The sequence below is a fragment of the Nostoc linckia z4 genome (assembly GCF_002608075.1).
Taxonomy (GTDB): domain Bacteria; phylum Cyanobacteriota; class Cyanobacteriia; order Cyanobacteriales; family Nostocaceae; genus Nostoc; species Nostoc linckia.
The window spans coordinates 31,189-44,228 of the sequence record NZ_LAHA01000067.1 but is presented as its reverse complement, the minus strand read 5'-3'; the positions used below and the strand labels follow the sequence as shown (position 1 = coordinate 44,228).

Sequence of the window (13,040 nt, the reverse complement as noted above, 5' to 3'; positions counted from 1 at the left end):
CAATGGGCAAATGGAAAATACCAAACCTTTCCCCTTTCCCCCTTCCCCTTTCCCCCTTCCCCTTTCCCCTTTCCCCTTTCCCCCTTCCCCCTTCCCCCTTCCCCGACTTCTCTTAAAAGTCTCATCTTTCGATGTAATTTAAAAATCTTTTGGTCTAATTGTAATGACTAATTTTCATACTAGTTTTTTTCAGTAATCTTCCACAAGGAAGATATTATAACTGGAATTGTCATGGTTTATTGAAATTTATCTCCATCAAATCAGGGATCGTTATGATAGAAAGTAATCCGAAACGACAATTAGTAATTATCGGCGGAGCCGAAGATAAAGAAGGCGATTGCCAGATTTTGCGGGAATTTGTCCGCCGCGCTGGAGGTACAAAAGCTAACATTGTGATTATGACGGCGGCGACAGAACTACCGAGAGAGGTGGGAGAAAATTATATTAGAGTGTTTGAGCGATTAGGAGCCGAGCATGTCCGCATCGTTGATACAGAAACTCGCGATGATGCTTCTTCATCCACGGCATTGAAAGCTATTGAAAATGCAACTGGAATATTTTTCACTGGAGGAGACCAAGCTCGCATCACCAGTATTCTCAAGGACACTGACATCGATGCGGCGATTCACAAACGCTATGCGGAAGGCGCAGTCATCGCAGGTACTAGCGCCGGAGCTGCTGTGATGCCAGATAAAATGATCGTTGAAGGTGACTCCCAAACTCATCCTCGCATTGAAACTGTGGAAATGGGGCCTGGTATGGCATTTCTACCAGGAGTCGTAATTGACCAACATTTTTCTCAGCGTGGAAGATTGGGACGTTTAATTTCAGCTTTGGTACTAGAGCCTGCTGTTTTGGGATTCGGTATTGATGAGAATACCGCAATGGTTGTCACAGATAGTCAAATTGAAGTCATCGGTGAAGGTGCAGTCACAATTGTCGATGAATCAGATGCTACATATAACAATGTAGGAGAAATTTTGAAGGACGAATCCTTGGCCATTTGTGGAGCTAAGCTACATATTTTGCCACACGGCTATAAATTTGACCTCAAAACCCGCCAACCTATTCTCAATAATGGCTCTGTGGCAAATGTTTCTGTAGGAGTCTAGTGAAGTTACTGAATCAGGGGATGATTGAAGTTGACGTGGGGATTATACAACACCCAAATTCTCAAATCATCCCGCAATTATGCAAAGCCGAGTTAGTGATTACCTGCGTGTCAGTGGTATGCATAAAAAGGGGTGATGGAGAGTTACTATTTATTAGTATATTAAGAATTACTTAATAAACCTTTAATTTAGTAAAATACAGTCATCATAAAATACTGGGAAAATTCTTAAAGTTTCCCAGTTTTTTAGTATCGTAACTCAGTTAGTAACTTGACGATGAAAGCCATAATATTAGCTGCTGGTGTTGGACAACGCTTGGGGAAAGATGGGCAAATCCAACCCAAATGCTTACTGAAGTTTAACGGCAAATCTTTATTAGAGCGCCATTTGATATATCTTCGTCATTATCAGATAGACGAAGTAGTAATTGCCGTGGGCTACCAGGCAGAAAAAATTCAGGATGAAATCAAAGCATTGGGAGCCGAAAACTGGGTTACTACAGTTTACAATCCTGACTATACTAAAGGTAGTGTTATCAGCTTGTGGGCTTTACGTCAAGATGTTGCTGCTGCTGATGATTTATTGTTAATGGATGCAGATGTTTTGTGCGATCGCCACATCATCGAACGGCTAGTAAAGACAAATATCGCCAATTGCTTTCTGTTGGATCGAGATTTTGAAGTGGGGGATGAACCCGTAAAGCTATGTGTCAAAGATGGTTATTTAGTGGAGTTTCGCAAACAAGTGGCTCTTACCCTGTATGATTTTGCTGGCGAATCCGTGGGATTCTTTCGTTTTGAAAATGCCATCGCTCGCCAACTCGCCAGCCGTACAGAACAATATATTAATAACGGACTGCACCACCAGCCTTATGAAGAAGTAATTCGGGATTTACTATTAGAAACTCCAGAAATATTTGGTTACGAAGATATCACTGGTTTACCTTGGATTGAAATCGATTTTCCACAAGATATTCAACGTGCCCAAAACGAAATTTTACCCCAAATTGAAATGACATAAGAGAGAAATTATTGCAAAATAATTGAAAATTCATAAGTAAAACAGGTTTGATTCATATAGGAATCCGATTTGATTTCTGAAAATATACTGAGACTGAAAAGCCCGTTTTATCAGGGTTTTATCTGAAATCTTGTTCAAAAATCAGATATGAGTCCTATAGCTATCAAAACGAGCTAAACACACAAGATTCATCTATTGCCGAATAGAGTGAATAAATCTTTGGCACTCATTCTTAATACTGGCTGTTCATCTAATTTGTAAAACCAAAAGAAAATCTAACCTCCTTATCTTATGTCATGTTCGGCAAAATAATTATGATTAAATCTCACGCAAAGGCGCAAAGTTTTGATTGTAACTAATTAGGCAAACCTGATATTACATAGTAGACAAAGGGGGGTAATTTAAAGTCAGATGCAGTTGAAATAAGACCCAAAGAACTTGTAGAAAAGGCGATTGAACGCGTCTCAAAAACCATACAAATTGAAACATAATTGCGCCAAATGGATATTCAAAAAACATCTTTGCTAACTCTTGCACAATCGGAAATCGAAAATTCAAAATCCCAAATGTCATTAAGTAAGTTTTCTCAACTGCGACAATTATTAGAATCGCCTCAACTGGAATTCATCATGGAAGCTCACAATGGAATTAGTGCCCGCATTGTGGAAGAAGCTGGATTTAAGGGAATTTGGGCGAGTGGATTAGCTGTTTCGGCTCAATATGGCGTTCGAGACAATAACGAAGCCAGTTGGACTCAAGTTGTAGAAATGCTAGAGTTCATGTCTGATGTTACCAACATCCCCATTTTGTTAGATGGCGATACAGGTTATGGCAACTTTAATAACATGCGTCGCTTAGTTAGAAAATTAGAACAACGGGGTATTGCTGGAGTTTGTATAGAAGATAAACTTTTTCCCAAAACCAATAGCTTTATTAATGGTAGTCGCCAAGCCCTGGCTGATATCGATGAATTCTGCGGCAAAATTAAAGCTGGTAAAGATAGCCAAACCCATGCAGATTTCTGTATCATCGCCCGACTGGAAGCTTTGATTGCTGGTTGGGATCTTTCGGAAGCATTGCGGCGAGCTGAAGCCTACCATGCAGCAGGAGCAGACGCCATTCTGATTCACAGTAAATCATCCCGTCCCGACCAAGTGCTAGCTTTTGCTAAAGAATGGGCGGGACGTTCTCCATTGGTAATTATACCGACCAAATATTACAGCACCGCCACCGATGTGTTTCGTAAAGCCCAAATTAATTTAGTGATTTGGGCAAACCACATGATTCGAGCTGCTGTTGCTAGTATGCAAGCGATCGCCCGCGAAGTTCAAGCCAGTGAAACTTTAATCAACATTGAAGATGACATCGCCCCAGTCAAGGAAATTTTCCGCTTACAAGGAGCCGACGAACTTTTAGAAGCCGAAAAACGTTATTTTAGCAACGGACGCCACCATACTCAAGCGATCGTTTTAGCTGCTACTAGAGGACAAGAATTAGCAGGATTGACTTTAGATAAACCAAAAGTCATGTTACCCCTTGGAGGTAAACCCCTGCTGAGACTTTTAGTTGATAAATTCAAAAAACTTAGCATCAACGATATCACCGTTGTGGCAGGTTACAAAGCAGAAACTATCAACGTTGCAGGTACAAAAGTTATTTGTAACCCAGATTATGCAACAACCGGAGAATTAGCATCCTTAGCCTGCGCCCAAGACAGCTTCGCTGACGAAATGCTCATACTTTATGGCGATTTACTATTTAGAAGTTATATCTTGCGAGACTTATTAGAATGTCCTGGAGAAATTGTCGCCGTGGTTGATTCTGTCATCAACTGTAAATCAGTTAGCGGTTCTCCTGACTATGCTTATTGTTCAGTTCGAGATGACCTTTCCATCTTCGGACAAGACGTTAACCTTTTGCACATATCCAAAGCCACCGAAACCCAACTGGGAAATTCCTGCGGACGCTGGATAGGAATGTTACGCTTACGCACTCAAGGTAGAAAATGGGTGAGTGAAGCACTCAATGAATTGCAAACGCGATCGGAATTTAATAATTTGGGTTTGCCAGAATTATGCAATTATTTAATCGAACAAGGCAAACCAATCAAAGTACTTTACATTCGCGGTAATTGGTTAGATGTTAATTCCTTAGATGACCTTGATTTAGCGTTTCAATTGAAACAATAGGGAATGGGGCATGGGGCATGGGGCATGGGGCATTGGGCATGGGGCATGGGGCATTGGGCATGGGGCATGGGGCATGAATAAATAAGCTTGAGTATTAAACTTTTGAACTTGAATGTTGAGGTTTTGAACTGGAATGTTGAACCTCTGAACTAAAACGTTGAGGTTTTGAACTAAAACGTTGAGGTTTGAAACTAAAACGTTGAGGTTTGAAACTAGAACGTTGAGGTTTTAAACTAAAACGTTGAGGTTTGAAACTAGAACGTTGAGGTTTTGAACTAAAACGTTGAGGTTTGAAACTAGAACGTTGAGGTTTTAAACTAGAACGTTGAGGTTTTGAACTAGAACGTTGAGGTTTTGAACTAGAACGTTGAGGTTTTAAACGAGAACGTTGAGGTGCTTAATGAGCTATGCCGACACCTGACTACTACTTACGTGGCAAAAATCAATTAAGCCGCTGAAAAATTAGAGTCATAGCAAGTTGCAATCATAATGTAGTAAGTAAGTTGGTGAAATAAAACCAAACTATGCAAAGAAAAGTAAATAAGGCTCAAACTCTTTCTCCCCCTGCTCCCTGCTCCCTGCCCCCTGCCTTATCCCAACAATAATTATTTACATCGGCCTACTTATTTCTCCCCCTACTTAGGAGGCTCTCCTGTTTCAAGAGCCTGTCTAAATTCATCCCACTGTTCTGCAACACCGAAATTGCGTAGGCGTAGCCCGTCGTAGACATCGGCGTTTTATTGGATGTAACAATATAAAAATTTGATTAAGTATTTACTTAACTGTCTTAACTGTCTTAACTGTCCTTGTATTTCCATCAGAAAAGTAAGAGTATGTTTATGTGAGTTAGTAGTATTTTTACTGTTATATTTAAATGCAATTGTAATAGTAAATACTAATACTCATACTAGACTAGCTTTCCTGAAAACTTAAATCTCAGTAAAGAGGATCTGTAAAATGAAAAAGATGATAATTGCCTTGTTAATCATGCTCGGCTTAAGCCTATCACTAGGTCAGGGGCCAGCGCTTGCTGCTAATGACTGCTTGAAAACGCTAAATACTGGTTCAGCTACTACCATTCCAGTTTTTTATGAAGATCAGGCTGCTTTCTACGGCTGGTCGGGAGGTGTGGTTACTAATGATATGTACTACAATGCCTGCGGTCAAACTGTGACTATCAAAGTTAACTACGCTGACTGGGATAAGCTTCGCAAAGATGGAAAGCTAGATGGTATCCGATATATATACAAAACACCCAAGGAATCTAAAATTGGCCTTAGAAAGATTGTAGGAACTCAACCTACCGACGTGAAACCTGAAGATTTCTACAACTAGAGAAGACTAACACCTTCACCAATTGACTGGTCTGGTTTTAGCTTGAAAGCTGACATCATCAGATAATTTTTACTGAATTACATCTAATGTGAATTGAGACTTCAATCTTGTTGATGAAGCCAAAATTACGGTTTTTTCCAAACTTGGAAACCCTTGGATAAAATGGGATTTTTCAATTCACATCAGGCGTAAATTTAGATAATGTATTAAGAATGGCGATCGCTCACTTAGTCTAACAGACGAAATGAGCGATCGCTTTTAGCTAACTTGCACAAATAAATGATTACAGTTAATTTTTGACTGTCAGCCGACAATTATTTATGATTGAAGCACAGGAATTCATAGAAGCTGCTCGTAGTTTTGGTTTTGATTGGTATACTGGCGTACCTTGTTCTTTTCTGACACCTTTTATTAACTACGTTATTAATGACCCCGAACTGACTTATATTTCCGCAGCTAATGAAGGAGATGCTGTGGCGATCGCATCGGGAGCTACAATTGCTGGTAAGTATGCAGTGGTGATGATGCAAAATTCTGGTTTGGGGAATGCAGTTAACCCGTTGACTTCCTTGAATTATATTTTTCGGATTCCACTATTAGTTATTTGTACCCTCAGAGGCGATGTCAATTTGCAAGATGAACCCCAACATGAATTAATGGGGCAAATCACAGATAAATTGCTAGAAACTATGACTGTACCTTGGGAATTTTTCCCCACAGATGCAGCACAAATAGAACCAGTCTTGCAAAGAGCCACAGCTTACATGCAACAAGAGCGCCGTCCTTATGCTCTAATTATGCGTAAGGGAACAATTGCACCCCACGCACTCACCCGTTCTTCTATTCCCGAACGCGAAGATAACAGTCATGCTCATATTCAGCAAAGCTTTTTTCGCGGTAACCAAGAACAACGGATTTCCCGCAACCAAGCTTTAGCTCGAATTGTGGAACTAATTAACCCTAAAAATACTGTAATAATTGCCACTACAGGATATACAGGGCGGGAATTGTTCGCCAGTAAAGACAGTGCCAATCATCTTTATATGGTTGGGTCAATGGGATGCGCTTCTTCATTGGGATTGGGGCTTTCCTTGGCGCGGAAAGACCTAAAGGTTGTAGTGATTGATGGTGATGGTGCAGCATTAATGCGAATGGGTAATTTTGCGACCATCGGCACTTATGGCGGTGCTAATTTCATCCATATTCTCTTAGATAACGAAGTCCACGATTCCACAGGCGCACAAGCCACCGTCTCTTCTGGTATATCTTTTGCCAAAATTGCCGAAGCCTGCGGTTACGGCGTCACATTAGCCGGAGACGACCCCGCGCTTTTAGATATTTTATTTACCGCAGATACCAAAACTACACCGAAATTCGCCCATCTTAAAATCCGTCCCGGAACCCTAGAGAAATTACCTCGACCCAACCTCACACCGGAAGCAGTTTTGCAACGCTTTGTGAAATATATTGAGGGAGTGGGGAGGGTGGGAGACGCGGGGACGCGGGGACGCGGAGAATAACCAATGCCCCATGCCCAATGCCCAATGCCCCATGCCCAATGCCCAATGCCCAATGCCCAATGACAATATGATTTTACTAAATCCTGGCCCTGTTAATTTGAGCGATCGCGTGAGAAATGCGCTGTTAAGTCCTGATTTGTGTCATCGGGAAGTGGAATTTTCCCAGTTGCAAAGTAGAATCCGCGAACAGTTACTTCAAGTTTACGATCTTGCAGGCGGCTGGGCAGCAGTTTTACTCACCGGTTCTGGTACAGCAGCGATGGAAGCTATGGTCAGCAGTTTAGTACCAAGAAATGGGAAATTGCTGGTAATTGAAAATGGCGTGTATGGTGAAAGAATATCCAAAATTGCCAAAATTCACGACATTAATTACATTACGCTTTCCCATGATTGGGATGCTGAAATAGATATCAAACGTTTAATTAAACTCCTGGATGAAAACGCCGATATCACACACCTCGCTGTCGTCCATCACGAAACTACTACTGGTCGCCTGAATAATTTGGTGGAAGTAGCTGCAATTTGTCAGCAACGCCGCATTCAAATATTAGTAGATGCAGTCAGCAGCTTTGGTGCTGAGGAATTGAATTTTGAGGCTTGGGGAATCACCGCTTGTGCTGCAACAGCCAATAAATGTCTGCATGGTGTCCCTGGAACATCTTTTGTCATTGTGCGCCGGGATGCACTGCCTTCAGCCGACACCATCCCCCGCACTTTATATTTAGATTTAGCAACCTATTGCCAACAGCAAGATAAAGGCGGTACACCTTTTACTCAATCAGTGCAGACATTTTATGCTTTAGCAGAAGCTTTGCAAGAAATGGCAGAAGCAGGGGGATGGCGTGCTAGACATAGCCATTACAACCAACTTGCAAACTTAGTCAGAGACGGATTAGTGTCAATGGGAATTAAACCTTTACTTCCCGAAGGAAGTTCATCTGTAGTTTTGAACGCTTATTATTTACCAGATAATTTCAGCTATGAAGAATTTCACGACCAACTAAAAGCACAGGATTTTGTAATTTATTCTGGACAGGGAAATTTAGCCCAATCTATCTTTCGAGTATCAACAATGGGAGCTATTACCCAGGCTGATATGGAACGATTTGTTGCTGTTGTTAAACAAATTATTTCAAAAAAACAGTAATTAAACCTGTCCTGCGGCTTGACAAGGATTTTTTCATTAAATTTATGTCTTAATCACAATTGTAGTATCTGTATGGAACCTCAGCTCAAATAATGAAATAAGCCTGTATGTAGGATGAAAATAAAAAATGACCCAAGACAACAAGCAAATTAACAGCCATATCGAAGCGTACTTAGATTATTACTGTAGTTTATCTCACGCACCCGGTTTTGCTATTTTACTAAAAGGTGAATGGGGGTGTGGAAAAACATGGTTTATCAAAAATTACCTTAAAAGGTCGGAAGAAAATAATCATAAATTCTTGTATGTTAGCCTTTACGGGATGGCTAGCTTTTCTGAAATAGAAGACGCTTTTTTTCAGCAATTACACCCTGTACTATCATCCAAGGGAATGGCAGTAACAGGAAAGATTTTTAAAGGTTTTTTAAAAGGAGCGTTAAAAATTGATTTGACTAATGATGGCAAAGATGATGGGACATGGACTATTGGAATCCCAGAAATAGATATTCCTGACTATCTGAAGGGTACGGATAAAAGGATTTTAATATTTGACGATTTAGAACGTTGCAAGATAGATATTGGTAATTTATTGGGTTATATTAACTACTTTGTAGAGCATCAAGATTTAAAAGTAATCATTATTGCTAATGAAGACGAAATACTCGATCAAGACAGTAGTAATTCCAGTAAAGGCTATCGAGCTATTAAGGAGAAGTTAATTGGTAAAACTTTTGGTATCTCTCTTTATTTTGAAGGTGCATTAGAAAATTTTATTACTGGAGTGAATAATGCAGATGTCAGCAAATTTTTATCTGACAATACTAAATTAATAGAAGATTTATATCAGAAAGCAGAATATGAGAATTTAAGAAATCTAAAGCAAATTGTTTTAGATTTTGAGAGGATTTTTGAAGTATTGCCAGATAAAGCAAAAAGTAAACCAGAAATTCTTCAAGACCTCTTGAGACTACTTATGGCTTTCTCTATTGAAATTAAGCGTGGAATGATGCTTCCAAAAGATATTAGTAAATTAGAAGATGAATATAAATCTCTCATAAGGAAGCAAGTTCATTCGCGTCAAGAATATAATTTATCGACGAAAGAGAATAACCAAGAGGAAACTAAGCTTGAGAAAATACTTGAAAAATACCCAGATCTTAATTTACACAAGCCATTTCCAAGTAAAATATGGTGGCAAATCTTTTTTGATAAAGGTATTTTAGACACCCAAAAACTAGAGGAATCACTGTCAAATAGTAAATATTTTCAAGATGAAAATACTCCTAATTGGGTTCGATTGTGGCACTTTTCCTATCTTAATGATGATGAGTTTGAAAATTTACTTGAAAAAGTGGAATTAGAATATACCGAAAGACATTTTCTTGAACTTGGAATTATTAAGCATATTACTGGACTTTTCTTAATCTTCTCAGAAGCAGGGTTATACCAAAAAAACAAAGAAGAGATTCTCGAAGAGTCAAAGCTTTATATTGATTATTTGAAAGATAATAATAAATTAGATATTCCTGAAAATCGCTATATTTCTGCTGATAATTATATACTTGAATCATATGCAGGACTTGGTTATCAAGGTAAAGAACTTGGAGAATTTAAAGAATTTTGTTCTTATATTAAGAAAGTCCGAGATCCAGCAAATGTTGAGAATATGCCTGGTGCTGCTCAAGATTTACTAGCTATCATGCAAAACGATGTGTGGAAGTTTTACTACATGATTTGTATAAGTAATTCACCAGAGCAAATATACTATGAAATTCCGATACTAAAATATATAGAACCATCTGTATTTGTAGAAAAATTTCTCCTCATGAAGTTTGACGAGAGACAATGTGTTGGTTGGGCGCTAACTAAACGATATGAGTTCGATAATATTAATGAAAAATTGTCTGAAGAGTTGACGTGGCTTAAATCTGTCAGAGATTTATTGTTAAATAAAGCTAATAGTAGAAAAGGTAAGGTTAGCGGACATTCTCTAAAATTAATGACTGAACATTATTTAAATAAAGCGATTGAAAAGCTTGAAGTCAATGGAACAGGCTTGAAATAAATCACTTACCGCACGTCGTCAACAATTCAGCCGCTTCACCAGCCAGTTTGATAAGGAAAATAAATCTATGAATATTCAGCTTGTTGAATCTTTAGCCAGTGCAATCAAAGCTTTGTCTGCTGAAGTTCGAGAGTTATTAAACCAAAAATTAACACATCAATCTAATTGGCAAAAGCTAAGACCAAGAATTTTAGCCAACGCTCAAGCTATTCAGGAACGGCTTAACGGTCAAATTTTGGAACCAGATATTGATGAAATCATTCATCAAATACGAGAAGAACGAGATCAACAATTTATGGTAGATTTGTTTCCTATTGAAGAAAAATCATGAACGTAAAATTGATTTATGTAGATGCTAATTTTGTAGTTAAGTTAAGGTTTATTCCGCTTTTCCTTGGATAAATTTGGTTGAATAGACCTCTAATAATCATAGAAAAATTAATAGAAAAACGGAGCTTCTTCAGCTCCGCTCGATACCATTTCGTAGCCTAAATATTTTAATTCCTGCTTTTAGTTCCTACCAAACACACTCGTCAGCGCACGCGCCATATTTTGCGGTTGCATCGCATCCATCGCGGCGGTGGGTTCGTAGCCACAGTGAACCATGCAATCAGCACACTTGGGATTACCACTCTTACGGCCGTATTGACTCCAGTCAGTTTTTGCTAGTAATTCTTGGAAACTAGAGTAATAACCTTCGTTGAGCAAATAGCAGGGTTTTTGCCAACCGAGAACGCTATAACTTGGGCTACCCCAAGGCGTGCATTCGTAGTCCTTCTCACCGATGAGAAAATCTAGGAATAAAGGATTGTGATTGAAGTTCCAGTTTTTTGCACCGGTTTTGTATGGAGCGAGAATTTCTCGGAACAAGGCGCGTGTTTGTTCGCGGTGGAGGAAATGGTCTTGATCTGGTGCCCACTCGTAACTATAGCCGGGAGAAATCATCATCCCGTCGGTATTGAGGGTTTCCAGAAAATCAAAGAACTCTTGCATATCTTTGGGGTCAGTGCCTTCAAAGATTGTGGTATTAGTGGTGACGCGAAAACCTTTAGCTTTAGCGGCGCGAATGGCTTGGACGGCAATATCAAAAACACCTTTGCGATCGACGCAGCGATCGTGCAATTCCCGCATCCCATCTAGATGCACGCTGAAAGTCAGATAAGGTGAGGGTTGGAACTTATCTAGGCTTTTTTCTAACAACAAACCATTGGTACACAAGTAAATATACTTTTTGCGATCGACTAATCCCCGCACAATCTCATCAATTTGCGGATGTAGCAGAGGTTCTCCCCCAGGAATTGAAACAACTGGTGCCCCACACTCTTCCACTGCGGCAAAACACTGTTGTGGAGTCAGGTTTTGCTTTAATATTTCCTTTGGATGTTGGATTTTACCACAACCGGTACACGCTAGATTACACCGAAAAAGAGGTTCTAACATTAAGACTAAAGGAAAGCGTTTGCGTCCCAACAGACGTTGAGTCACGAGATACTTGCCGATATCTATAGCTTGTTGTAGGTTAACTGCCATTATTCCGATCGCTCCTCTTTAAGATATAGAAACACCACTGTGGAAGCACAAAGCATTGCACCCCTATTTGCGCTCATTGACGTAACCTTGAGCCACAAACCAATTCACAGCATCTTCAAGTGCCCCATTAATGGGGGATTGGGGTAAACCCAACTCTCGTACTGCCTTAGCGGCATTGTAATACATTGGTTGTTTGGCCATGCGAACCCCATCTATAGGCACTGAAGGTAATTTCCCAAGCCGTGTAAGAATTTTTTCATCAATCCAAGCAACACTCAAGGGTAGCCAAGCTGGTAGACTTCGTTGGGGTGGCCTCAAACCTGTAATTTCGGCTAGTTGTTCGAGTAGTTGCTTGAGGCTGAGGTTTTGATGACCCAAGATATAGCGATCGCCTGATTTACCTTTGTGTAAGGCCAGTAAATGCCCCCATGCCACATCCCGCACATCGATAAAATTCAAACCAGTATCCAAATAAAAAGGCATTTGTTTCCGCAAAAACCGCAGTATTATATCACCTGTGGGGGTAGGTTTGATATCCAATGACCCAATAGGACTGCTGGGATTGACTATAACTACCTCTTGACCTTTAGCAGCAGCTTGTATAGCTTCTTGTTCGGCCAGATATTTAGACTTTTTGTAGTTACCCACCAACTTTTCTAAGGGACTTTGATGTGTTTCATCAACGACTTCACCACATGACCCCACCCCAATGGCCGCCACGGAACTGGTATAAACGGTGCGCTCAATGCCTGCTTTTTGGGCTGCTGCTAGCAGATTGCGCGTACCCAGGACGTTGTGACGCTGGAGTAACTCTTGGTCTGCTTGCCACAGAGAATAATGGGCTGCCACATGAAACAGGTATTGACAATCGCTCATTTGTTGCCAGAGATTGACATCGTTCAAATCCCCTTTGACGATTTCCACCTGCAAACCGCGTAGATTTTGCAGATTGCTGCTAGGTCGTACCAGTGCTTTCACCGTGTATCCTTCTTGTAGCAGCAATCGTACCAAGTGGGCACCAATAAAACCAGTACCCCCCGTGACAAAAACCCTTTTGGATTTTGGATTTTGGATACTTCGACTCGGCTCAGCACTAGTTTTGGATTTTGGATTTATCAATTT

At 40.1% G+C, this 13,040-nt stretch carries 10 protein-coding genes; 8 read left to right on the top strand and 2 right to left on the bottom strand.

From position 1 onward, the window contains the following. Window positions 1-272 precede the first annotated feature (272 nt). From VF06_RS32940 to VF06_RS32900, 8 genes are all read left to right on the top strand, one after another. Window positions 273-1,112 carry a cyanophycinase gene (locus tag VF06_RS32940; RefSeq protein WP_099072928.1) on the top strand — a complete coding sequence of 280 codons (840 nt, stop codon included), beginning with the start codon at window positions 273-275 and terminating at the stop codon, window positions 1,110-1,112. A 276-nt stretch (window positions 1,113-1,388) separates the two neighbouring features. After that, window positions 1,389-2,132: a phosphocholine cytidylyltransferase family protein gene (locus VF06_RS32935; protein WP_099072929.1), complete on the top strand. Its 744-nt coding sequence runs from the start codon at window positions 1,389-1,391 to the stop codon at window positions 2,130-2,132. A gap of 500 nt (window positions 2,133-2,632) precedes the next feature. Further along, a complete protein-coding gene (gene aepX / locus VF06_RS32925; RefSeq protein WP_244918168.1) occupies window positions 2,633-4,321 on the top strand; it encodes a phosphoenolpyruvate mutase in 1,689 nt (562 codons plus the stop codon). A 957-nt stretch (window positions 4,322-5,278) separates the two neighbouring features. Continuing rightward, window positions 5,279-5,656 carry a hypothetical protein gene (locus VF06_RS32920; protein WP_099070808.1) on the top strand — a complete coding sequence of 126 codons (378 nt, stop codon included), beginning with the start codon at window positions 5,279-5,281 and terminating at the stop codon, window positions 5,654-5,656. A gap of 320 nt (window positions 5,657-5,976) precedes the next feature. Then, the gene (gene aepY / locus VF06_RS32915; protein ID WP_099070807.1) at window positions 5,977-7,176 is read left to right on the top strand and encodes a phosphonopyruvate decarboxylase; all 1,200 of its coding nucleotides are present in this window, start codon (window positions 5,977-5,979) and stop codon (window positions 7,174-7,176) included. Further along, window positions 7,124-8,323, top strand: coding sequence for a 2-aminoethylphosphonate aminotransferase (locus tag VF06_RS32910; RefSeq protein ID WP_244918167.1), 1,200 nt, complete (start codon window positions 7,124-7,126; stop codon window positions 8,321-8,323). Before aepY ends, VF06_RS32910 begins: the two co-directional genes overlap by 53 nt. 127 nt (window positions 8,324-8,450) lie before the next feature. Continuing rightward, on the top strand, window positions 8,451-10,388 hold the full coding sequence (locus VF06_RS32905) for a P-loop NTPase fold protein (protein ID WP_099070806.1): 1,938 nt from the start codon (window positions 8,451-8,453) through the stop codon (window positions 10,386-10,388). 67 nt (window positions 10,389-10,455) lie between these two features. After that, window positions 10,456-10,719, top strand: a complete 264-nt coding sequence (locus VF06_RS32900; RefSeq protein WP_099070805.1) for a hypothetical protein — start codon at window positions 10,456-10,458, stop codon at window positions 10,717-10,719. A 179-nt stretch (window positions 10,720-10,898) separates the two neighbouring features. On the opposite strand, the gene hpnH is transcribed toward VF06_RS32900, so the two are convergent. Together hpnH and hpnA are read right to left on the bottom strand one after the other, a co-directional pair. Next, on the bottom strand, window positions 10,899-11,918 hold the full coding sequence (gene hpnH, locus VF06_RS32895) for an adenosyl-hopene transferase HpnH (protein ID WP_099070804.1): 1,020 nt from the start codon (window positions 11,916-11,918) through the stop codon (window positions 10,899-10,901). A gap of 63 nt (window positions 11,919-11,981) precedes the next feature. Further along, the gene (hpnA, locus tag VF06_RS32890; protein ID WP_099070813.1) at window positions 11,982-12,992 is read right to left on the bottom strand and encodes a hopanoid-associated sugar epimerase; all 1,011 of its coding nucleotides are present in this window, start codon (window positions 12,990-12,992) and stop codon (window positions 11,982-11,984) included. Window positions 12,993-13,040: the final 48 nt, after the last annotated feature.